Here is a 21,774-nt window from a genome sequence, read left to right as displayed (position 1 = left end):
GGACCCGATGCGCGCCGATCTCGAAATCATCCAGGAATGGATTCCCGCCGGCAGCCGCGTCCTCGACCTCGGCTGCGGCGACGGCGAACTCCTGGCCTGGCTGCGCGACCACAAGCAGGTCAGCGGCTACGGCCTGGAGATCGACCCCGACAACATCGCCCGTTGCATCGAAAACGGGGTGAACGTAATCGAGCAGGACCTCGACAAGGGCCTGGGCAACTTCGCCAGCGACAGCTTCGACGTGGTGGTGATGACCCAGGCGCTACAGGCCGTGCACTATCCGGACAAGATCCTCGAAGAGATGCTGCGGGTCGGCAAGACCTGCATCATCACCTTCCCCAACTTCGGCCACTGGCGCTGCCGCTGGTACCTGGCGCGCAACGGCCGGATGCCGGTCTCCGAGTTCCTGCCGTATACCTGGTACAACACGCCGAACATCCATTTCTGCACCTTCCAGGACTTCGAGCGCCTGTGCCGCCAGTTGCGCATGCGCGTGCTCGACCGTCTGGCCGTGGACCGTGACCACCGGCATGGCTGGGCCAGCCGGCTGTGGCCTAATCTATTGGGTGAGATTGGAATCTACCGGGTCACCGGACCCGGAGTGCAGACCCGCAACCTCGCCGTCTAGGAACGCGCCAGGCTGCGGGCCAGGGCCGGGCGCCCCTCCGCTCGTCCTCGGGAGAGCGCTGCCGAAGCCGGCCAAGGCCGCCGGCAGCAGACCATGGACAACGTCCATGCCACCTTTCAGGAGAAACCACCATGCGCCGCTTCACCGCTTTCGTCCTCGGCCTCTGCCTGAGCCTGCCGGTCCTCGCCGAGCAGGTGCAGCGCTTCGGCGACCTGGACGTCCACTACAACGTGTTCAACTCCAGCTTCCTCCAACCCAACGTGGCCAGCGCGGTCGGCCTGGTACGCAGCAAGGCGCAGGGCGTGATCAACGTGGTGCCGATGGAGAAAGGCAAGCCGGTGGAAGCCAGCGTGACCGGCTCGGCCAAGGACCTGACCGGCAAGGTCATTCCCCTGGAGTTCCGCCGGGTCAGCGAGGAAGGCGCCATCTACAACCTGGCGCAGTTCCCGATCAGCCAGCGCGAGACCCTGGTCTTCACCATCAAGGTCGAGGCCAAGGGCGAACCTGCGCAAACCTTCAGTTTCAACAAGGAAATCTTCCCGGACGAATGATCAAGCTCGAACAGCTGGTGCTGGCCAGCCACAATGCCGGCAAACTCAAGGAACTCCAGGCCATGCTCGGCGCCAGCGTGAAGGTGCGCTCGATCGGCGAGTTCAGCCAGGTGGAACCGGAGGAAACCGGTCTTTCCTTCGTCGAGAACGCCATCCTCAAGGCACGCAACGCCGCACACCTCTCCGGCCTGCCGGCGCTGGCCGACGACTCCGGGCTGGCGGTGGACTTCCTCGGCGGCGCGCCGGGCATCTACTCGGCGCGCTATGCCGACGGCCGGGGCGACGCGGCGAACAACGCCAAGCTGCTGGAGGCCATGAAGGATGTCCCGGACGCCGAGCGCGGCGCGCAGTTCGTCAGCGTGCTGGCGCTGGTGCGCCACGCCGACGACCCGCTGCCGATCCTCTGCGAGGGCATTTGGGAAGGCCGCATCCTCCGCGAAGCCCGCGGCGCCCACGGCTTCGGCTACGACCCGCTGTTCTGGGTGCCGGAACGCGACTGCTCCAGCGCCGAGCTGGCGCCCGAGGAGAAGAACCGCCTCAGCCACCGGGCCCGCGCCATGGCCCTGCTCAAGCAGCGCCTGGGTCTCTGAGCCGCAACCGCCGGCGCCGCCCCCGGGCGGCGTCGGCACGGCGTTTCGTCCGGCCGCCTTGGAGGTTGGCCGAACTCATGCCACGATAGCGCCCCGAAACCGCCGCCACCCCGCCCCGCCGTGACCCAAGCCGCCCCGTTCCAGCTCCCGCCCCTGGCCCTGTACGTGCATATCCCCTGGTGCGTGCGCAAGTGCCCGTATTGCGACTTCAACTCCCACGCCGCGGGCCCGGAGCTGCCCGAAGAGGCCTATGTCGACGCCCTGCTCGCCGACCTGGAGCAGGACCTGCGCCATGTCCACGGCCGGCGCCTGGGTTCGATCTTCTTCGGCGGCGGCACACCCAGCCTGTTCTCGGCCAAGGCGCTGGGCCGGCTACTGGAAGGCGTCGAACGCAAGGTCGGCTTCGCCGACGGCATCGAGATCACCCTGGAAGCCAATCCCGGCACCTTCGAACAGGTCAAGTTCGCCGACTACCGGCGCCTCGGCATCAATCGCCTGTCCATCGGCGTACAGAGCTTCCAGGCCGACAAGCTGCAGGCCCTGGGACGCATCCACGACGGCGACGAGGCAGTACGCGCCGCCGACATGGCGCGCCAGGCCGGCTTCGACAACTTCAACCTCGACCTGATGCACGGCCTGCCCGGGCAGAGCCTCGACGACGCCCTGGCCGACCTGCGCCAGGCCCTCGCCCTGGCCCCCACGCACCTCTCCTGGTACCAACTGACCATGGAGCCGAACACGGTGTTCTGGAGCCAGCCACCGGAGCTGCCCGAGGACGACATCCTCTGGGACATCCAGGAAGCCGGCCAGGCCCTGCTCGACGCGCACGGCTACCGCCAGTACGAGACCTCCGCCTACGCCCGCGACAGCCTGCGCGCCCGGCACAACCTGAACTACTGGAGCTTCGGCGACTTCCTCGGCATCGGCGCCGGCGCCCACGCCAAGCTGAGCGCGCCGGACGGACACATCGTGCGGACCTGGAAGACCCGCCTGCCGAAGGACTACCTCAACCCGCAAAAGGCCTTCCAGGCCGGCGAGCGCCCGCTGGAAGCGGCCGACCTGCCATTCGAATTCATGATGAACGTGCTGCGCCTGGTCGACGGCGTCCCCGCCGCGCTCTACCCGCAGCGCACCGGCCAGCCGCTGGCGGCGATCGCCGATGCCTGCGCCGCCGCGCGCGACGCCGGGCTGCTCGCCGACGACCCGCAGCGCCTGCGTCCCAACGAACGCGGCCAGCTGTTCCTCAACGACCTGCTGCAACATTTCCTGCCGTGACGACGGATGCACGCCCATCCGTGCCGGCAGGCAGGTAAACTCCGCCGACCGACACGCCGATTCGTTACAAGGAACCCTCGATGGATTACGCGCTGGACCTGATCGCCACCCTGTCGCGCTGGAGCCGCAGCCACCTGTCGGACATCTCCCTGGCCATCATGGCCACCCTGCTGGTGCTGTTCGGCCCGGCGATCAACGCCTGGGTACAGCAGCGCATCGGCAGCCTCAACTTCGTCTTCCGCACCCTGCTGTTCGTGCTGATCTGCGCGGTCGGCTACGGCCTGGCGATGGTCTTCGTCACCCCCTGGCTGGCCAAGGGCCTCGGCTACTTCAACAACTACACCCTGGCGCCCGTGCTCCTGCTAGTGTTCTTCGTGATCGGCATGATCGCCGATCGCAGCTGAGCCCCCGGTCTCCCGGCGGCCAGCGCCGTCCCCAAGAGCGTCATGGCCTCCGGGAGCCCGCATGAAACCGATCAAGCACCTCTATCTGCATTTCACCGACGGCCAGCGCCTGTCGCTGCGCTTCCCGCGCCAGCAGGACGACCCGGCCGAGGTCGCCCGCAGCATCCGCCAGCAACTGGACACGCCCTATCTCAGCGTCGAGGTCGACGGCGACCTGCTGCTGATTCCGCGGGACAGCATCAAGTACCTGCAGATCAGCCCGGCGCCGGCGCGCCTGGACGACGACGGCACGCTGCGCGGCGCCGAGCTGATCGTCTGAGGGCCGTCCGCCTCAGTTACCCTCCCGGCGCAGCGCCTGCGGGGTGAAGTCGCGCGGCCCGACCTGGACGCCGAAGTCGTACATCGGCTCGTTGTTGTCCAGCCCATCGACGAAGTAGCGGCCGCCCTTGAAGTCGTAGATCGCTTCCAGGGTGCTGGAGACCAGCGGCACATCGTAGTAGTTGATCGGATGGACCTCCTGGGCCCGGGTCAGCACGCCATCCTTGTCGTAGATGTCGGCGGCGAGGATCTGCCAGCTGTCTTCGTCGAGGTAGAAGCGGCGCTTGGCGTAGGGATGGCTGAAGCCCTTGCGCAGGGTCGCCTCGACCACCCAGACGCGATGTAGCTCGTAGCGCAGCAGGTCGGGATTGATGAAGCGGCTCTTGAGGATGTCGCCATAGGCGAGGCCCTTCTGGTGCACCGCGTAGCTGTTGTAAGGCACCAGCATCTCGCGCTTGCCGAGCAACGCCCACTCGTAGTGGTCCGGTGCGCCGTTGTAGACATCCACGGTGTCCGCCGTGGCCATGCCGTTGGTATCCGGCTGCAGGCTGTCGTAGGCCAGGGTCGGCAAGCGCCGCACGCGCCGCTCGCCACGGTTGAAGCGCCAGGCCTTGCGGATCGACAGCACCTGGTCGAGGGTTTCCTGCACCACCAGCGCCGAACCGGCCAGGCGCGCCGGCGCGACCACCTTGTACTTGTAGTAGAACAACGTGTTGTCGAGGTTCTCCGGGATCATCCCCTCGCGGCCATAGACGAAGTACAGGTAGCGGTCGAGCTTGAGCAGGTTGTAGCTGCCGTTGGCCAGCACCGCCGCCTGGTTGGTCTGCAGGTGCAGTTGCTCGCCGCGGTAGCGCATGATGTGGTTCCAGATCGCTTCCTGGCCGCTCTGCGGCAGGGGGAAGGGCACACCGGCGGCAGCGCCCTGCACGCCGTTGCCGTCGGCGATCAGCTCGGCGCGGCTGGCGTTGGCGCGGGTAGCGTCGTACAGGCGCTGCGGCAGGGATGCGCTGCGGCGGGTGGGGAAGACCCGCAGGTGGTAGTCCGGGTTGGCCTGCAGCAAGGCCTGGGTGCCCGGCGTCAGCAGCGCCTGGTAGGCGGCCATGTTGCGGCTGTCGACGACCAGGCGCGGACGATCGGCGGCGAACGGGTCGAGGTGATGCATGCCGGGCCGGTAGCCGGCCGGCGCCTGGGTGATGCCGCCGGTCCAGGGCGGGATGCTGCCATCGGCGTTGCCGGCCCGCTCCGCTCCCAGCGGGGTCAGGTCCTGGTCCAGGCGTGCGGCCTGGACTTCGTCTACCTTGGCCTGCGCCGCCCAGGCGCAACCGGCCCCGAGCAACAGGATGCCCAGTTTCTTCAACACAGCAGTCTCCTTTGCAGCCGGCCGAGCCGTGCCGCTCTTATTATTGGATCCGGCCGAAGCCGGGAAACGTGCAGCTTGAAGGTGAGGTCCGCCGGGTGTGCCCGGTCTGCTTGGAGTCCCGGCGCCGGTTCGGCGCCAGGGGTACGTCGCTGGTGCGGTGGGTCAGTCGATGCGCTCGAACTTGAGGTCCCAGACGCCATGTCCCAGGCGCTCCCCGCGCCGTTCGAACTTGGTCACCGGACGCTCTTGCGGGCGCGGTACGAAGCGGCCGTCTTCGGCCTGGTTGCGGTAGCCCGGCGCCGCGCTCATGACGTCCAGCATATGCTCGGCATAGGGCTCCCAGTCGGTGGCCATGTGCAGCACGCCGCCGACCTTCAGCTTGCGCCGCACCAGTTCGGCGAATTCCGGCTGGACGATCCGCCGCTTGTGGTGGCGCTTCTTGTGCCAGGGATCGGGGAAGAACAGCAGCAGCCGATCGAGGCTGGCGTCGGCCACGCAGTGGCGCAGCACTTCCAGCGCGTCGCAGCTATACACCCGCACGTTGCCCAGGCCCTGGGTCAGCAGGCCGTTGAGCAGCGCGCCGACGCCCGGCTTGTGCACCTCGACGCCGATGAAGTCGATGTCAGGCGCGGCGGCGGCCATTTCCAGGGTGGAATGGCCCATGCCGAAACCGATCTCGAAAGTCCGCGGCGCCTGGCGACCGAAGATCGCGTCGAAGTCCTGAACCTCATCGCTCAGTTCCAGGCCGAACTTCGGCCAGCCCAGGTCGAGGCCACGCTGCTGGCCTTCGGTCATGCGCCCGGCGCGCATCACGAAGCTCTTCACGGTGCGCATCGGCCGTGCTTCGTCGTGTTCCGCCAGGGAGTCCTGGGCCGGGGATTGCGGGGTATCGCTCATGGAAAAGAAAACCTTGCTAGAGACAGAAGGGCGGGCTGCCTGCCGGACGCTTCCCGCATCCGGCGGACAGCCCGCCCCAGGTAGTCGGTATCAGTCGATCAGGCCGTCCAGCGGCGACGAGGCGCTGGCATACAGCTTGCGCGGCATGCGTCCGGCCAGGTAGGCGAGGCGACCGGCGACGATCGCGTGCTTCATGGCCTCGGCCATCATCACCGGGTCCTTGGCATGGGCGATGGCGGTGTTCATCAGCACCGCCTCGCAACCCAGCTCCATGGCGATCGCTGCATCGGAAGCGGTGCCCACGCCGGCGTCGACCAGCACCGGGACCTTGGCTTCCTCGAGGATGATGCGCAGGTTGTAGGGGTTGCAGATGCCCAGGCCGGAGCCGATCAGGCCGGCCAGCGGCATCACCGCGATGCAGCCGATCTCGGCCAGCTGGCGGGCGATGATCGGGTCGTCGCTGGTGTACACCATCACGTCGAAGCCGTCCTTCACCAGTTGCTCGGCGGCCTTGAGGGTCTCGACGACGTTGGGGAACAGGGTCTTCTGGTCGGCGAGGACTTCCAGCTTGACCAGGTTGTGCCCGTCCAGCAGCTCGCGGGCCAGACGGCAGGTGCGCACGGCCTCGACCGCGTCATAGCAGCCGGCGGTGTTCGGCAGGATGGTGTAGCGATCCGGCGGGATCACATCCAGCAGGTTCGGCTCGTCGGGATTCTGCCCGATGTTGGTGCGCCGCACCGCCACCGTGACGATCTCCGCTCCGGAGGCCTCGATGGCCCGGCGGGTCTCGTCGAGGTCCTTGTACTTGCCGGTCCCCACCAGCAGGCGCGAGCCATAGGTACGGCCGGCGATGACGAAGGGGGTATCGGTACTGGATGCTTGGCTCATCGGATGACTCCTGGATGGAAAGGCTTGCGGGGCCGATGGAAGGGTTCGGGGGCCAGGCCTAGCCGCCGCCGATGGCGTGGACGATCTCCACGCGGTCGCCATCCTTGAGCGCGGTGCTGGCGTGCTGGCTGCGCGGCACGATATCCAGGTTCAGCTCGACGGCCACGCGGCGGCCGCCAAGCTCCAGGCGGGCCAGCAGGTCCGCGACGCTCTGCGCGTCGGGCAGCTCGAAGGGCTCGCCGTTCAGTTGAATCTGCATGGCTGGACGGTCACGAAAGTGAAAGGGAGCGGCATTCTAGCCCGATCCACCCCGATGACCAAGGCGCCTTGTCGACAAGTGCGCCGCCTGAGGCAACCGGTCTCAGGCGTTGCCCAGGCGCCAGGCGGCCAGCCCCAGGCACAGCCAGCCGGCGAGGAAGGAGACGCCGCCGAACGGGGTGACGATGCCGAGCTTGCCGATGCCACTTAGGGTCAGCAGGTAGAGGCTGCCGGAGAACAGCAGGATGCCCAGCGTGAACAGGCCACCCGCCGCGCTCACCAGGCGGCCGTCCAGGCGGGTGGCGAGCAGCGCCACGCCGAACAGCGCCAGGGCATGGATCAACTGGTAGTGCACGCCGGTCTGGAATACCGCCAGGTACTCGGCGCTCAGCTGCTTCTTCAGGCCGTGGGCGGCGAACGCCCCGAGGGCCACGCCGGTGAAACCGAAAAATGCCGCCAACAACAGGAAGGGACGAAGCATGGACAAGACTCCGGTGATAGCATCCAGCCCGCTATAATGGCCGCCCCCTTCTTCCAAGCCAAGCCGCGCATGTTGCGATCCCTGTTCCGCCGCCTGTTCAAGTACCTGCTCTGGTTCATGGCCGCCAGCGTCGTGCTGGTCGCGGTCCTGCGCTGGGTGCCGCCACCGGGGACCATGGTCATGGTCGAACGCAAGGTCGGCTCCTGGGTCGACGGCCAGCCCATCGACCTGCAGCGCGACTGGCGCTCCTGGGAGCAGTTGCCGGACAGCCTGAAGGTCGCGGTGATCGCCGGCGAGGACCAGCACTTCGCCGAGCACCACGGCTTCGACCTGCCGGCCATCCAGCAGGCCCTCGCGCACAACGAGCGCGGCGGCAGTATCCGCGGCGCCAGTACGCTCAGCCAGCAGGTGGCGAAGAACGTCTTCCTCTGGTCCGGGCGCAGTTGGCTGCGCAAGGGCCTGGAGGCCTGGTTCACCCTGCTGATCGAGACGCTCTGGACCAAGCAACGGATTCTCGAGGTCTACCTGAACAGCGCCGAATGGGGCCCGGGCGTCTTCGGCGCGCAGGCTGCGGCACGCTATCACTTCGGCCTCGACGCCGAGCGCCTGAGCCGCACCCAGGCCAGCCAGCTCGCCGCGGTGCTGCCCAGCCCGCTGAAATGGAGCGCGGCCAAGCCGGGCCCCTACGTGCGCCAGCGCGCGGCCTGGATTCGCCAGCAGATGTGGCAGTTGGGCGGCGACGACTACCTGCTGCGCCTGGAGCGCTGAAAGCTCAACGCGGCGGTTTTTCCAGGGCCTGGCGCGGCACCGCGAGCATCAGTCGCAAGTCGTCGTCCGGCAGGTGCGCGGTCAGGCCCAGTTGCGGATAGACCCAGGCCTCGCCCTGGGCCAGTTGCAGGCGCAGGCGCGGCTGGCCGAGACTGGCCAGCAGCCGCTCGGCACCGACCCTGCCTTCGGGAATCATGCTCAGCGCCACGATCGGCTTGTCGCCCAACTGTCCTTCCAGCCCGGCGCTCAATGGCTGCGGCGCGCTGCCAGGCTGCAACGCGGATGCCCGCTGCAGGCTCAGTTGCTCCTCGGCGCTCAGGCCCAGCTCGCCTTCCACCTGCCAGGGGCCGCCGTCGCCCAGCAGGCGGCCACGGAAGGCCAGGCGCACGCCATCCAGGCGCGGGTCCACCCACAGCTCGCCATCCACCGCGTCGTGCAGCTGGCGCAGGGTCAGGGCGTTGTCCGCCAACGGCGCCAGCACCTGCTCCTGCCAGTCGGCCAGCCACGGCAACGGCCGTGCCGGTTCCGGCGTACGGACCAGCCAGGCGCCGACGACGAAGGTCAGGACCGCCAGCGACAGGTAGAACAGCCAGCGGGTATTGCGCGGCATGGGATTCCTCCGGGCAGAAAAAAACCGCACCCTTGCGGGGTGCGGTTTTCGCGAGGCGCGGTGATCAGGCGAGAATCCGCCCTTTCAGCTTGCTCATGGCGTTCTTTTCCAGCTGCCGGATACGCTCGGCGGAGACGTTGTACTTTTCCGCCAGGTCATGCAGCGTGGCCTTCTCCTCGGACAGCCAGCGCTGCTGGAGAATGTCGCGGCTGCGCTCGTCGAGGCCTTCCAGCGCCTCGTGCAGATTGGCGCTGGAGCTGTCGCTCCAGTCGGCGTCTTCCAACTGGCGCGCCGGGTCGTAGCGGTGGTCTTCGAGGTAATGCGCCGGCGACTGGTAGGCGCTCTCGTCGTCCGCGTCAGCGGCCGGGTCGAACGCCATGTCCTGGCCGGTCAGGCGGCTTTCCATCTCGCGCACTTCGCGGGGCTCGACCCCCAGGCTCTCGGCGACGCGATGGACTTCCTCGTTGTTCAACCAGGCCAGGCGCTTCTTCTGGCTGCGCAGGTTGAAGAACAGCTTGCGCTGCGCCTTGGTGGTGGCGACCTTGACGATCCGCCAGTTGCGCAGGATGAACTCGTGGATCTCCGCCTTGATCCAGTGCACGGCGAAGGACACCAGGCGAACGCCCATTTCCGGGTTGAAACGCTTCACGGCCTTCATCAGGCCGACGTTGCCTTCCTGGATCAGGTCGGCCTGGGCCAGGCCGTACCCCGAATAACTCTTGGCGATATGAACAACGAAGCGCAGGTGCGCCAACACCATCTGCCGCGCCGCTTCCAGGTCTTGCTGATAGAAGAGGCGTTCGGCCAGTTCACGCTCCTGTTCCGGCGACAACAGCGGAATGCTGTTCACCGAGTGCACGTAGGCTTCCAGGTTTGCGCCTGGAACCAAGGCATGTACAGGTTGCAAAGAAGTGGTCATGCGAATCCTCCGATTCACGAAACTCGCGCAGTGTAGCACTCGGATATCTGACTGCAAGCGGGTGTATAAGTTCCTTTACAGCGACCCGCCGGCCGGTCGTGATTCCCCTGTCCTCAGCGCGGCGCCAGCTCGCGCAGGTGGCGGGCCACGGCCAGCCAGGCGCCGACCCAGCCAAGCAGCACCGCGCCGACGGTGAGCGACAGGCCGTCGTCCAGCGGCACGCCCTGCAGGCCGAAGTCGCTGCCGTACAGCCCTGAAAGGTTGACCACCGAACCGTTCAGCCAGTTCAGCGAATAGGCCAGCAGCGCCCAGGACAGGATGCCCGCGCCCAGGCCGTACAACGCGCCCATGTACAGGAATGGCCGGCGCACGTAACCGTCCGTCCCGCCGACCAGCTTGATCACCTCGATTTCGTTACGGCGATTTTCGATGTGCAGGCGGATGGTGTTGCCCACCACCAGCAAGAGGGTCAGCACCAGCAGGATGGTCAGGCCGAAGACGAAGCGTTCGCCGAGCTTGAGGATCGCGCTCAGGCGCTCGACCCATACCAGGTCGAGCTGCGCCTGCTGCACATGAGGCAGCTCCGCGAGCTGCTGGCGCAGCGCTTCCAGGCCGGCCCGGTCGATCTGCTTGGGCGTGACCGAGATCACTGGCGGCAGCGGGTTCTCCGGCAGCTCCTTGAGCGCTTCGCCCAGGCCGGACTGTTCCTGCAATTCGCTGAGCGCCTGCTCGCGGCTGATCAGTTGGGCCTCGATCACGTCCGGCAGGCGTTCGATCTGCTCGCGCAGGTCCTGGCCCTGGTTTTCGCTGGTCTTCAGGTCGAGGAACAGGGAGATCTGCGCGGCGCGCTGCCAGGAGCCGCCGAGCCGTTCGACATTGTTCAGCAGCAGCGAGAGGCCCATCGGCAGGCTCAGGGTGATACCCATCACCAGGCAGGTGAAGAAGCTGCCGAACGGGTGGCCGAACAACCGGCGCAGGCTGTCCACCAGGCTGGCGCGATGGCTTTCCAGGTAGGCGCTGAACGAGCCGCTCCAGTCGGTCTGTTCCTGGCTCGGTTTCTCGCGGGTCTTGCGTTCCGGTGCGCCCTCTTCGGGGCCACGGGGAAGATCGTTGGCGCTCATCAGGCCTCGTCCTCACGGTCAGCGATGATCCGGCCACGCTGCAGGGTCAGCATGCGATGGCGCATACGGGCGATCAGGGCCAGGTCGTGGCTGGCGATCAGTACGGTGGTGCCCAGGCGATTGATATCCTCGAACACGCCCATGATTTCCGAGGCGAGTCGCGGGTCGAGGTTGCCGGTGGGTTCGTCCGCCAGCAGCAGGGCCGGCTGGTGGACGATGGCGCGGGCAATGCCGACCCGCTGCTGCTGGCCGGTGGAAAGGTCGGAAGGCAACGCCTCGCCCTTTTCCTTCAGGTTCACCCGCTCCAGGGCCGAGGCCACGCGCTTGGCGATCTCCGGCTTGGGCATGCCGAGGATCTGCAGCGGCAGGGCGATGTTGTCCGCCACCGTACGATCGGTGAGCAGTTGGTGGTTCTGGAACACCACGCCGATCTGCCGGCGCAGGAAAGGGATCTGCGCGGTAGTGATGCGCCCCAGGTCCTGGCCGCCGAGCAACAGCTTGCCGCTGGTCGGTCGCTCCATCGCCAGGATGAGGCGCAGCAGGGTGCTCTTGCCGGCGCCGGAGTGGCCGGTGACGAAGAGGATCTCGCCACGGTGCACGCGGAAGGACACCTCGTGCAGGCCTACGTGGCCGTTGGGATAGCGTTTGCCGACCTGCTCGAAGCGGATCATGCGTTCTCCCGCTCTGCGAAGAGTGCCTGGACGAAGGCGTCGGCCTCGAAGGTACGGAGATCGTCGATCCCCTCGCCGACACCGATATAGCGGATCGGCAGGCCGAACTGCTTGGCCAGGGCGAAGATCACCCCGCCCTTGGCGGTGCCGTCCAGTTTGGTCAGGGCCAGGCCGGTCAGCTCCACCGCGAGGTTGAACTGCTTGGCCTGGTTGATGGCGTTCTGCCCGGTGCCGGCGTCGAGCACCAGCAGGACCTCATGGGGCGCCGTCTCGTCCAGCTTGCCGATCACCCGGCGCACCTTCTTCAGCTCCTCCATCAGGTTGTCCTTGGTATGCAGGCGTCCGGCGGTATCGGCGATCAGCACGTCGATGCCGCGGGCCTTGGCGGCCTGCACCGCGTCGAAGATCACCGAGGCGGAGTCGGCGCCGGTGTGCTGGGCGATCACCGGGATGCGGTTGCGCTCGCCCCAGACCTGCAACTGCTCCACGGCGGCGGCGCGGAAGGTGTCGCCGGCGGCCAGCATGACCTTCTTGCCCTCGAGTTGCAGCTTCTTCGCCAGCTTGCCGATGGTGGTGGTCTTGCCCACGCCGTTCACCCCGACCACCAGGATCACATAGGGCTCGCGCGCGACGTCGACCTGCAACGGCTGCTCCACCGGGCGCAGCAGGCTGGCCAGCTCTTCCTGCAGCGCCTTGTACAGCGCGCCGCTGTCGGCCAGCTCCTTGCGCGCCACGCGCTTGGTCAGGTTCTGCACGATCAGGGTGGTGGCCTCGACGCCGACGTCGGCGGTCAGCAGGCGCGTCTCGATGTCGTCGAGCAGGTCGTCGTCGATTTCCTTGCGGCCGAGGAACAGGCTGGCCATGCCTTCGCCGATGCTGGCGCTGGTCTTGGACAGTCCCTGCCGGAGGCGGGCGAAGAAGCCCGGCCTGGTCGCCGGCTCGCTGACTGCCGGAGCGGCGGCCAGCGGCGCAACGGGCTCGGGCTCGGGCTCGGGCTCGGGCTCGGGCTCGGGCTCGGCAGCCAGGATAGGCTCGGGTTGCGCGACGGGCGCCTCGGACCGGGGCGAATGCTCCTCGGCCGACGCTGGCTCGTCACCGGCGAGCGGCGCTTCGGCAACCGGCGCCGGCGCCGGCGGCTCGGCCGGCTCGGCCGGCTCGGCAGCGGAGGGCTGCTGCCGACCTGGCTGTTCTGTCAGGGATTGCGCTACGTCATCGGCGGGCGCGCGCTGCTCGGCGGCCGCTGTCTCGGAGACCGGCTCGACAGGCTGATCGGCAGGCTGCTCGCCGGCTTGCGGCTTTTTCCGCCACCAGCCGAACAGACCTTTCTTTTCCCCGCCCTGCGGGGCCTTCTTGTCGTCGTTGGAACCAAACATGAATGCTTGTATCTCAAGGGAGCGGCACGGGACGTGGCCGCCCGGAAAACGGATGGGTATCCTAGCATCTCCTCGCCCGACGGGGCTAAGGGTCCTGCCCCGCAGTGACCTGAGACCCCGGTGGCGGCACGAAAGGTCCAGATCACCATGAAAACCCCAGCTCGCCGCCGCGTCGGCCTGCTCCTAGCCAGCCTTTGTCTCCCGCTTTTCGCCCAGGCGGCGGAAACCCAGCCCACCCACGAGTTCAGCCTCGACAACGGCCTGAAGGTCATAGTGCGTGAAGACCACCGCGCCCCGGTGGTGGTTTCCCAGCTCTGGTACAGGATCGGCTCCAGCTACGAGACACCCGGGCTCACCGGCCTGTCCCACGCCCTCGAACACATGATGTTCAAGGGCAGCCGCAAGCTCGGCCCGGGCGAAGCCTCGCGGGTGCTGCGCGACCTGGGTGCGGAAGAGAACGCCTTCACCACCGACGACTACACCGCCTATTACCAGGTCCTGGCCCGCGACCGCCTGCCGGTGGCGCTGGAGATGGAAGCCGACCGCATGGCCCACCTGAGCCTGCCGGCCGACCAGTTCAAGAGCGAGATCGAGGTGATCAAGGAGGAGCGCCGCCTGCGCACCGACGACAATCCCAACGCCCTCGCCTTCGAGCGCTTCAAGGCCGCCGCCTACCCGGCCAGCGGCTACCACACCCCGACCATCGGCTGGATGGCCGACCTGCAGCGCATGACCATCGACGACCTGCGCCACTGGTACGAATCCTGGTACGCGCCGAACAACGCCACCCTGGTAGTGGTCGGCGACGTCACCGCCGACGAGGTCAAGACCCTCGCCAAGCGCTACTTCGGCGAGATCCCCTGGCGCCAGCTGCCGCCGGCGCGCAAGCCGCTGGAACTGGCCGAGCCCGGCGAGCGCCGGCTCAAGCTGTACGTACGCACCCAGCTGCCGAACCTGATCATGGGCTTCAATGTGCCCAGCCTGGGCAGCAGCGAGAACCCTCGCGAAGTCAACGCCCTGCGCCTGATCGGCGCGCTGCTCGATGGCGGCTACAGCGCCCGCCTGGCCTCGCGCCTGGAGCGCGGCGAGGAGCTGGTCGCCGGCGCCTCCACCTACTATGACGCGTTCAACCGCGGCGACAGCCTGTTCGTCCTCTCGGCCACGCCGAACGTGCAGAAGGGCAAGACCCTCGAGCAGGTCGAGGCCGGTCTGTGGAAGCAGCTCGATGACCTCAAGCAGAACCCGCCCAGCGCCGCGGAGATCGAGCGCGTGCGCGCGCAGATGATCGCCGGGATGGTCTACGAGAAGGACTCCATCGCCGCCCAGGCCAGCAGCATCGGCCAGTTGGAAAGCGTCGGCCTGTCCTGGAAGCTGATCGACCAGGACCTGGAGGCCCTCAAGGCAGTGACTCCGGACGATATCCAGAAAGCCGCCCGCACCTATTTCACCCCGTCGCGCCTGACCCTGGCGCAAGTGCTGCCTGTGAAGGCCGAGGAAAAGGAGGCCCGTCATGAGTGAGCGCACAGGGCTGCGTTATGGCCTGCTCGGCCTGATCGTCATTGCGTTGCTGGCCGCGCTGGCCTATTTCGTCGCGCGTCCCACCCAGACCCCGGCGGCGGCCCATGCCGCGGCGGTCGAGGAAAACCAGTTGCAGTCGCTGAAGGACGTCGCCAAGCAGCCGCCGGTCCATCGCAAGCTGGACATCCAGGAATGGAAGACCGCCGAAGGTGCCAAGGTGCTGTTCGTCGAAGCCCATGAACTGCCGATGTTCGACCTGCGCCTGACCTTCGCCGCCGGCAGCAGCCAGGACGCCGGCACCCCCGGCCTGTCGATGCTGACCAACGCCATGCTCAACGAAGGCGTGCCGGGCAAGGACACCACTGCCATCGCCGCCGGCTTCGAGGACCTCGGCGCCTCGTTCAGCAACGGCTCCTACCGCGACATGGCGGTGGCCGGCCTGCGCAGCCTGTCCGACGCCGACAAGCGGACCCAGGCGCTGAAGCTGTTCGAACAGGTGATCGGCCAGCCGACCTTCCCCGAGGACGCCCTGGCACGCATCAAGAACCAGGTCCTGGCCGGTTTCGAGTACCAGAAGCAGAACCCCGGCAAGCTGGCCGGGCTGGAGCTGTTCAAGCGCCTCTATGGCGAGCATCCCTACGCGCACTCCAGCGACGGCGACGAAAAGTCCGTTCCACCGATCAGCCGCGAACAATTGCAGGCGTTCCACAAGAAAGCCTACGCCGCCGGCAACGTGGTCATCGCGCTGGTCGGCGACCTCTCGCGGCAGGAGGCCGAAGCGATCGCCGCAGAAGTCTCCAAGGCGCTGCCCCAGGGCCCGGCGCTGGCCAAGACCGCCCAGCCGGAAACGCCCAAGCCCGGCCTGACGCACATCGACTTCCCCTCCGAGCAGACCCACCTGATGCTCGCCCAGCTTGGCATCGACCGCCAGGATCCCGACTACGCGGCGCTCTACCTGGGCAACCAGATCCTCGGCGGCGGCGGCTTCGGCACCCGCCTGATGGACCAGGTGCGAGAAAAGCGCGGCCTGACCTACGGCATCTATTCCGGCTTCACCGCCATGCAGGCACGCGGTCCGTTCATGATCAACTTCCAGACCCGCGCCGAACTCAGCGAAGGTGCGCTGAAGCTGGTCCAGGACATCGTCCGCGACTACCTGGCCAACGGCCCGACCCAGAAGGAGCTGGACGACGCCAAGCGCGAACTGGCCGGCAGCTTCCCGCTGTCCACCGCGAGCAACGCCGACATCGTCGGCCAGCTCGGCGCCATCGGTTTCTACGGCCTGCCGCTGGACTACCTGGAAAGCTTCCTCAAGCAGGTCGAGGGACTCAGCGTCGAACAGGTCAGGACCGCCATGGCCAAACACCTGGACGCCGACGCCTTCGTCATCGTCAGCGCCGGCCCGAGCGTGCCGCAGAAACCCCTGCCGCCGCCCACCGCCAAGCCGGCCCAGCAACCCAGCGGCGTTCCGGAGCATTGATGAGCAAACCTACTGCGAAAGCCCCCGGCCGCCACGGCGGCCAGGGACAGCTGCGGATCATCGGCGGCGAATGGCGCAGCCGGCGTTTCGTCTTTCCCGACGGGCCCGGCCTGCGACCGACCCCGGACCGGGTCCGCGAGACCCTGTTCAACTGGCTGGCACCCTATGTCGAAGGCGCGCGGGTGCTCGATCCCTTCGCCGGCAGCGGCGCGCTGTTCCTCGAGGCGTTGTCGCGCGGCGCCCGCGAGGGGCTGGCCCTGGATACCAACGGCGAAGCGGTGGCGGCCCTGCGCAACCACCTCGACGCGCTCAAGTGCGGCACCGCCCAACTGGTCCTCGGCGATGCCGTGCGCTACCTGGGAAACCAGGCCCCGAGCGCCTTCGACCTGGTGTTCCTCGACCCGCCGTTCCATCAGAACCTGCTGCAGGACGCCTGCCGCCTGCTCGAAACCCGCGGCTGGCTGAACCCCGACGCCTGGATCTATACCGAGAGCGAGAGCGTCCCCTCGTCCCTCGGCCTGCCCGGAAACTGGCGGCTGCACCGGGAAAAGAAAGCCGGCAACGTACATTACGCGCTCTGGCAGCGGGGAGCCTGAGGATGAGCCCGGCTTCCGCGAGCATTCGCCAACGCCTGCTGGCGCTTGGCGAGCCTTGCGCGGCGCAACCCGCCGCCGACTGGCAGGGCGATATCGCCCTGCCCGCCGAGCTGGAGCGTTTCTACCACGAGGTCGGCCCGCTCGACTGCACCCTGGAGAGTGCCGGCAACCCATTTTTCCTGCCGTCCCTGGCCCGCCTCTGGCAGCGCCAGGCCGGCTATCGCTGGCACGGCATCAGCGGCGAGCGCCTGTCGGGCTGGCAGGACGACTGGCTGGTGGTGGCCGACCAGGGCGCCGACCCGTTCATCCTCGAGACCGGCAGCGGGCGCATACTCTTCGACCTGCATGGCGGCAGGGGCTGGGACCCGGCCCCGTGCTTCGACGACCTGTGGCAGATGGCGGCCAGCCTGGCCTGCTTCGGCGAGGTCTGGAGCGGCGCCGGCGAGGACATCCTGCTGGACGACTGCAGCGTCGCGCCCCGCTATCGGCAGCAGCTCGTCGACGAACTGCAACCGATCCTCGGTTCGCGCCAGCGGGCGGAGGACCTCGCCGACGAGTTCGGCTGGTAAGCTGGTGACCACACCACCACCGCCCATGACCTGCGCATGACCGCGTCCCCGACCTTCCAGCCCGCCTGGTGGCTGCCCAATCCGCACCTGCAGACCCTGTGGAGCCCGTTCTTCCGCCGCGGGCCGACCCTGGAACGGCAGCGCGAACGCCTGTGGCTGGCCGATGGCGACTTCATCGACCTCGACTGGGCCGGCCCGCACGATGCCGAAACCCCGCTGGTGCTGGCACTGCACGGCCTCACCGGGTCATCCTCGTCACACTACATCCTCGGTCTGCAGCGCGCCCTGCTGGAGCGCGGCTGGGCCAGCGTGGCGCTGAACTGGCGCGGTTGCTCGGGGGAGCCGAACCGCCTGCCGCGCGGCTACCATTCCGGGGTCAGCGACGACCTCGCCGAGGTGGTCGCGCACCTGCGCGCCAGGCGCCCGCAAGCGCCGCTGTACGCGGTCGGCTATTCGCTGGGCGGCAACGTGCTGCTCAAGTACCTGGGCGAAACCGCTGGGGACTGCCCGCTGCTCGGCGGCGTCGCGGTGTCGGTGCCGTTCCGCCTGGACGAGTGCGCCGACCGCATCGGCCTGGGCTTTTCCCGGGTCTACCAGGCGCACTTCATGAAGGCCATGCTGGCCTACGTGCAGGACAAGCAGCGGCTGTTCGGCGAGCAGGGCCAGGCGGAAGGCCTGGCCGCCCTGCAACGCCTCGGTCCGCTGGAGGGCATGCGCACCTTCTGGGACTTCGACGGCCGGGTCACCGCGCCGCTGCACGGCTTCGCCGACGCCAGGGATTACTATCGGCGCGCGTCCAGCCGCTACTACCTGCCGGACATCCGCACACCGAGCCTGATCATCCATTCCAGCGACGACCCCTTCGTGTTCGCCCGCAGCCTGCCCGATCGCAGCGAACTGGCACCCTGCACCGAGCTGGAACTGCACGCCCGCGGCGGTCACGTCGGCTTCGTCGACGGCTCTCCGCGCCAGCCCACCTACTACCTGGAACGACGCATCCCCGACTGGCTGGAGGCCCGCCTGCGGCAGCACTGAGCTGGCCGGCGTCCGGCGACGGGCGGCAGAATAGGAACAGGCTGAAGGAAAAAGGGGGGCGAATGGAACTGACGCTGCGGCACAACCCGATGCTCGACGACGCCGACTGCGAGGCGATCCTGGCGATCCACGCGGCGGTCGGCTGGGACCGGCGCATGCCGCCTGCCGAGCTACGCACGCTGTACCAGCATTCCGGCTATTCCCTGCTGGCCGAACGCGACGGCCGCCTGGTCGGCCTGCTGCGCGCCGAGGAAGAAACGCCGATTCGCGTCTGGCTGGCGGAAATCGCCGTGCTGCCCGGCGCACAGCGCAGCGGCGTCGGCGCAGCCCTGCTGCGGCGCTTCGCCGAGGATCACCGCGGCGCCTACCTGTTCACCGACGCCACCCTCGGTACCGAAGCCTTCTTCCGCCGCCACGGCATCCACATCCAGCAGGTGCTGGAGAAAACCCTGCGCGATCAGAGCGGCACGTAGAGCCGCTCGGAAATCCCGTCCACCGCATCCTGGGCCTGCGCCTCGATGTGCCCGCTCTCCAGCGCCAGCACCTGGTAGATGCCGCGACGCAGTTGCGCCTCGCTGAGGTCGCCGTCGAGATCGAGGGTGGTGCAGAGGAAGCGCACCCAGGAGGTGAGGATGATCCAGGCGTTGAGGGTCAGGGCCTCCAGCTGGGTCTCGTTCATCCGCAGGATGCCGGCCTCGGTGAAGCCTCGGTAGATCGCCTTGGCGTTGACCAGGCAACGCTGGGCGAAGGCGCGGTAGCGCGCCGCCAGCTCCGGGTCGCTTTCCAGCAGGTGCTCGAGGTCGCGGTGGAGGAAGCGGTAGCGCCACATCGCGGCCAGTAGCGCTTCCAGGTAGAAGGTCTTGTCGTCCACCGTCAGACCCCGCCCTTCGGGCAGGCGCAGGAAACTCTCGACGTGGCTTTCGTACTCGGCGAACAGCTCGGCGATGATCGCCTGCTTGTTCGGGTAGTGGTAGTAGAGGTTCCCAGGCGATATACCCAGGTGGGTGGCGATATGGTTGGTGGTGACGCTGCGCTCGCCCTGGGCGTTGAACAGTTCCAGGCTGGCCTGGGCGATGCGATCGCGGGTCTTGATGCGTGGTGCCATGGGGACGACGGGCTCGTTCGGGTAACAGTGCGGGGCGCGCCCCGCCGTGACAGCGTAGAAGGTACACAAAGCTGGCCGCCCGGGTCAGCCCCCGGGGTGGCGGCCGGCGACCGGCCCGCCTTTCGTTGGGTACGCAAGCGCCGGGCTGGCAGGCATGCTGTTTGACACTTTAGAGTATTTACTCTAGAAATCCAGCGACGCAGCGAAATTCATCGGACCGACCCAGGTCCGCCATAACGACAGACGCGCGGCCACGCAGCCGCCCACGCTTCGCCGAGGAGCCAGCCCATGGTCGCCGATATCGCCTACCTGCAGCAGAGCCAGCAGGAAATCAACCAGCTCGAAGCCCTCTTCGCCCGCCAGCGCGCCGCCTACCTGGCGCAGCCGATGCCCGACGCCACGCAGCGCGTGCAGTGGCTGAAGGCCCTGCGCGAGCTGCTGTTCAAGGAACAGCAGGCACTGATCGAGGCCATCGACCGGGACTTCAGCGCGCGCTCCGCCGACGAGACCCTGCTCGCCGAGATCATGCCCAGCCTGCACGGCATCCACTACGCCGCCAAGCGCGTGAAGAAATGGATGAAGCCCGCGCGCCGCGCGGTCGGCCTGCAATTCCAGCCGGCCTCGGCCCAGGTGGTGTACCAGCCGCTGGGCGTGGTCGGGGTGATCGTGCCTTGGAACTATCCGCTGTTCCTCTCCATCGGCCCGCTGACCGGGGCCCTCGCCGCCGGCAACCGGGTGATGATCAAGATGAGCGAGTCGACCCCGGCCACCGGGCGCCTGCTCAAGGACCTGCTGGCGCGGATCTTCCCCGAGGACCAGGTCGCCGTGGTGCTAGGCGAGGTAGACGTCGGCGTGGCCTTTTCCAAGCTGCCGTTCGACCACCTGCTGTTCACCGGCGCCACCAGCGTCGGCAAGCACGTGATGCGCGCCGCCGCCGAGAACCTGACCCCGGTCACCCTGGAGCTGGGCGGCAAGTCGCCGGCGATCGTCTCCGACAGCGTGCCGATGAAGGACGCCGCCGAGCGGATCGCCTTCGGCAAGAGCCTCAACGCCGGGCAGACCTGCGTCGCGCCCGACTACGTGCTGGTACCGAGCCGGCGCGTCGAGGAATTCGTCAGTCAGTACAAGGAGGTGGTCCAGGGCTTCTTCCCGCGTCTTTCGGACAACCCCGACTACACCGCGATCATCAACGAGCGCCAGCTCGGCCGCCTCCGGGGCTATCTCGACGACGCCCGCGAGAAGGGCGCGACCCTCGTCCCGCTGTTCGCCGAAGGCCAGCAACGGCGCCTGCCGCAGACGCTGCTGCTGAACGTCAGCGACGACATGAAAGTGATGCAGGAGGAAATCTTCGGCCCGCTGCTGCCGGTGATCCCCTACGAGCGCCTGGAAGACGCCCTGGCCTACGTCAACCAGCGCCCGCGACCGCTGGCCCTGTACTACTTCGGCTACGACAAGGCGCAGCAGCAGCGCGTGCTGCACGAGACCCACTCAGGCGGTGTGTGTCTGAACGACACCCTGCTGCATGTCGCCCAGGACGACATCCCGTTCGGTGGCGTCGGTCCCTCCGGCATGGGCCACTACCATGGCCACGAAGGCTTCCTCACCTTCAGCAAGGCCAAGGGCGTGTTCAGCAAGCCGCGCTTCAACGCCGCGCGAATGATCTACCCGCCCTACGGCAAGTCGATCCAGAAGCTCGTCTACAAGCTGTTCGTGCGCTGAACCGGGGCGCGTGCGGCGCCCCCTCATTCCTACGCTGCAGGTGACATAACAACAATGAGCGACACCACTCTCGAAAGCGCCGGCCTGTCCCGACGCAGCCTGATGAAAGTCGGCCTGATCGGCGGCGCCTTCCTCGCCACCGCGGGCGTCACCGCCAGCCTCACCGGCTGTTCGGCGGAGAAACCGGCGAGCGGCCTGGAAAAGGTCCGCGAATCCGACCTGCCGTTCCTCCGTGCGCTGCTGCCGGTGATGCTGCTCGGCGCGGTTTCCGCCGAGCAGATGCCGAAAGCCGTGGAGGGCGCGATCCAGAGCCTCGACCACAACCTGGCGCGGCTCTCCCCGGAGATGTTCAAGCTCACCCAGCAACTCTTCGACGTGCTCGCCCTGCCGCTCACCCGTGGCCCGCTGACCGGTATCTGGGGCAGTTGGGAGAACGCCAGCGGCGACGACGTGCGGGCATTCCTTTCGCGCTGGGAAAACAGCTTCATCGGCCTGTTGCGGATGGGCCACAGTTCGCTGATGCAACTGGCGATGATGGCCTGGTACGCCCGCCCCGAGGCGTGGGCCCATTGTGGCTACCCCGGACCGCCGAAGATCGCTTGAGCCGCCCCCGGAACAATACGAAGAGCCCGAAGCCGCC

General features: G+C 67.7%; 26 protein-coding genes. 15 read left to right on the top strand and 11 right to left on the bottom strand.

Features of this window, described 5'->3' with window-relative positions; translation table 11 throughout:
* Positions 1–7 precede the first annotated feature (7 nt).
* From metW to VQ067_RS02185, 6 genes are all read left to right on the top strand, one after another.
* Positions 8–628, top strand: coding sequence for a methionine biosynthesis protein MetW (gene metW, locus VQ067_RS02210; protein ID WP_003084530.1), 621 nt, complete (start codon positions 8–10; stop codon positions 626–628).
* Between the two features lie 131 nt (positions 629–759).
* Positions 760–1,179, top strand: a complete 420-nt coding sequence (locus tag VQ067_RS02205) for a DUF4426 domain-containing protein (protein ID WP_003084528.1) — start codon at positions 760–762, stop codon at positions 1,177–1,179.
* Positions 1,176–1,769, top strand: coding sequence for an RdgB/HAM1 family non-canonical purine NTP pyrophosphatase (gene rdgB, locus VQ067_RS02200; protein WP_033991905.1), 594 nt, complete (start codon positions 1,176–1,178; stop codon positions 1,767–1,769). Before VQ067_RS02205 ends, rdgB begins: the two co-directional genes overlap by 4 nt.
* Positions 1,770–1,889: 120 nt before the next feature.
* A complete protein-coding gene (hemW, locus tag VQ067_RS02195) occupies positions 1,890–3,044 on the top strand; it encodes a radical SAM family heme chaperone HemW (protein WP_031635657.1) in 1,155 nt (384 codons plus the stop codon).
* Between the two features lie 80 nt (positions 3,045–3,124).
* Complete coding sequence (locus VQ067_RS02190) at positions 3,125–3,448, top strand: DUF3392 domain-containing protein (RefSeq protein ID WP_003084525.1); 324 nt, start codon at positions 3,125–3,127, stop codon at positions 3,446–3,448.
* 61 nt (positions 3,449–3,509) lie between these two features.
* Positions 3,510–3,767 carry a hypothetical protein gene (locus tag VQ067_RS02185; RefSeq protein WP_003084524.1) on the top strand — a complete coding sequence of 86 codons (258 nt, stop codon included), beginning with the start codon at positions 3,510–3,512 and terminating at the stop codon, positions 3,765–3,767.
* 12 nt (positions 3,768–3,779) lie between these two features.
* Here the strand turns inward: VQ067_RS02185 and VQ067_RS02180 are convergent, their stop codons facing one another.
* The 5 genes from VQ067_RS02180 to VQ067_RS02160 form a co-directional block, all read right to left on the bottom strand.
* Positions 3,780–5,126 carry a DUF1329 domain-containing protein gene (locus VQ067_RS02180; protein WP_003084522.1) on the bottom strand — a complete coding sequence of 449 codons (1,347 nt, stop codon included), beginning with the start codon at positions 5,124–5,126 and terminating at the stop codon, positions 3,780–3,782.
* A gap of 162 nt (positions 5,127–5,288) precedes the next feature.
* On the bottom strand, positions 5,289–5,960 hold the full coding sequence (gene trmB, locus VQ067_RS02175; RefSeq protein WP_074198336.1) for a tRNA (guanosine(46)-N7)-methyltransferase TrmB: 672 nt from the start codon (positions 5,958–5,960) through the stop codon (positions 5,289–5,291).
* Between the two features lie 153 nt (positions 5,961–6,113).
* Entirely contained in the window at positions 6,114–6,911 is a 798-nt protein-coding gene (locus VQ067_RS02170) for a thiazole synthase (RefSeq protein ID WP_003084517.1), read from the bottom strand.
* 58 nt (positions 6,912–6,969) lie between these two features.
* On the bottom strand, positions 6,970–7,170 hold the full coding sequence (thiS, locus tag VQ067_RS02165) for a sulfur carrier protein ThiS (protein ID WP_003084514.1): 201 nt from the start codon (positions 7,168–7,170) through the stop codon (positions 6,970–6,972).
* Between the two features lie 102 nt (positions 7,171–7,272).
* Complete coding sequence (locus VQ067_RS02160; RefSeq protein ID WP_003084513.1) at positions 7,273–7,650, bottom strand: DUF423 domain-containing protein; 378 nt, start codon at positions 7,648–7,650, stop codon at positions 7,273–7,275.
* Between the two features lie 36 nt (positions 7,651–7,686).
* Here VQ067_RS02160 and mtgA point away from each other — a divergent pair, with 36 nt between their 5' ends.
* A complete protein-coding gene (gene mtgA, locus VQ067_RS02155) occupies positions 7,687–8,418 on the top strand; it encodes a monofunctional biosynthetic peptidoglycan transglycosylase (protein ID WP_019486534.1) in 732 nt (243 codons plus the stop codon).
* A gap of 4 nt (positions 8,419–8,422) precedes the next feature.
* On the opposite strand, the gene VQ067_RS02150 is transcribed toward mtgA, so the two are convergent.
* The 5 genes from VQ067_RS02150 to ftsY form a co-directional block, all read right to left on the bottom strand.
* Positions 8,423–9,028 carry a hypothetical protein gene (locus tag VQ067_RS02150; RefSeq protein ID WP_003084511.1) on the bottom strand — a complete coding sequence of 202 codons (606 nt, stop codon included), beginning with the start codon at positions 9,026–9,028 and terminating at the stop codon, positions 8,423–8,425.
* A 64-nt stretch (positions 9,029–9,092) separates the two neighbouring features.
* A complete protein-coding gene (rpoH, locus tag VQ067_RS02145) occupies positions 9,093–9,947 on the bottom strand; it encodes an RNA polymerase sigma factor RpoH (RefSeq protein ID WP_003084510.1) in 855 nt (284 codons plus the stop codon).
* Between the two features lie 113 nt (positions 9,948–10,060).
* Positions 10,061–11,068, bottom strand: coding sequence for a permease-like cell division protein FtsX (gene ftsX / locus VQ067_RS02140; protein WP_003084508.1), 1,008 nt, complete (start codon positions 11,066–11,068; stop codon positions 10,061–10,063).
* A complete protein-coding gene (gene ftsE, locus VQ067_RS02135) occupies positions 11,068–11,739 on the bottom strand; it encodes a cell division ATP-binding protein FtsE (protein ID WP_003084505.1) in 672 nt (223 codons plus the stop codon). The genes ftsX and ftsE overlap by 1 nt, the downstream gene beginning before the upstream one ends.
* The gene (gene ftsY / locus VQ067_RS02130) at positions 11,736–13,112 is read right to left on the bottom strand and encodes a signal recognition particle-docking protein FtsY (protein WP_034019553.1); all 1,377 of its coding nucleotides are present in this window, start codon (positions 13,110–13,112) and stop codon (positions 11,736–11,738) included. Before ftsY ends, ftsE begins: the two co-directional genes overlap by 4 nt.
* Positions 13,113–13,232: 120 nt before the next feature.
* Here ftsY and VQ067_RS02125 point away from each other — a divergent pair, with 120 nt between their 5' ends.
* The 6 genes from VQ067_RS02125 to VQ067_RS02100 all read left to right on the top strand — a co-directional run bounded on the left by VQ067_RS02125 (position 13,233) and on the right by VQ067_RS02100 (position 18,783).
* On the top strand, positions 13,233–14,630 hold the full coding sequence (locus VQ067_RS02125; RefSeq protein ID WP_003084498.1) for a M16 family metallopeptidase: 1,398 nt from the start codon (positions 13,233–13,235) through the stop codon (positions 14,628–14,630).
* Positions 14,623–16,110 carry a M16 family metallopeptidase gene (locus VQ067_RS02120; RefSeq protein ID WP_023092305.1) on the top strand — a complete coding sequence of 496 codons (1,488 nt, stop codon included), beginning with the start codon at positions 14,623–14,625 and terminating at the stop codon, positions 16,108–16,110. The genes VQ067_RS02125 and VQ067_RS02120 overlap by 8 nt, the downstream gene beginning before the upstream one ends.
* Complete coding sequence (rsmD, locus tag VQ067_RS02115; protein WP_003102864.1) at positions 16,110–16,706, top strand: 16S rRNA (guanine(966)-N(2))-methyltransferase RsmD; 597 nt, start codon at positions 16,110–16,112, stop codon at positions 16,704–16,706. The genes VQ067_RS02120 and rsmD overlap by 1 nt, the downstream gene beginning before the upstream one ends.
* 2 nt (positions 16,707–16,708) lie before the next feature.
* Entirely contained in the window at positions 16,709–17,275 is a 567-nt protein-coding gene (locus VQ067_RS02110; protein WP_023098354.1) for a hypothetical protein, read from the top strand.
* A 36-nt stretch (positions 17,276–17,311) separates the two neighbouring features.
* Positions 17,312–18,310, top strand: coding sequence for a hydrolase (locus VQ067_RS02105; protein WP_003084490.1), 999 nt, complete (start codon positions 17,312–17,314; stop codon positions 18,308–18,310).
* A gap of 62 nt (positions 18,311–18,372) precedes the next feature.
* Complete coding sequence (locus VQ067_RS02100) at positions 18,373–18,783, top strand: GNAT family N-acetyltransferase (RefSeq protein ID WP_003084489.1); 411 nt, start codon at positions 18,373–18,375, stop codon at positions 18,781–18,783.
* Here VQ067_RS02100 and VQ067_RS02095 read toward each other — a convergent pair.
* Positions 18,768–19,415, bottom strand: coding sequence for a TetR/AcrR family transcriptional regulator (locus VQ067_RS02095; RefSeq protein ID WP_003084488.1), 648 nt, complete (start codon positions 19,413–19,415; stop codon positions 18,768–18,770). The genes VQ067_RS02100 and VQ067_RS02095 overlap by 16 nt on opposite strands.
* A gap of 288 nt (positions 19,416–19,703) precedes the next feature.
* Between VQ067_RS02095 and VQ067_RS02090 the strand changes: the two genes are divergently transcribed.
* Together VQ067_RS02090 and VQ067_RS02085 are read left to right on the top strand one after the other, a co-directional pair.
* Positions 19,704–21,134: a coniferyl aldehyde dehydrogenase gene (locus VQ067_RS02090; RefSeq protein WP_017001597.1), complete on the top strand. Its 1,431-nt coding sequence runs from the start codon at positions 19,704–19,706 to the stop codon at positions 21,132–21,134.
* Between the two features lie 54 nt (positions 21,135–21,188).
* The gene (locus VQ067_RS02085) at positions 21,189–21,737 is read left to right on the top strand and encodes a hypothetical protein (RefSeq protein ID WP_003084486.1); all 549 of its coding nucleotides are present in this window, start codon (positions 21,189–21,191) and stop codon (positions 21,735–21,737) included.
* Positions 21,738–21,774: the final 37 nt, after the last annotated feature.

The sequence above is a fragment of the Pseudomonas sp. KBN12P06040 genome (assembly GCF_037574965.1).
Lineage (GTDB): Bacteria > Pseudomonadota > Gammaproteobacteria > Pseudomonadales > Pseudomonadaceae > Pseudomonas > Pseudomonas aeruginosa.
The sequence above is the reverse complement of the archived record's forward strand: the minus strand, read 5'-3'. Positions and strand labels throughout refer to the sequence as shown.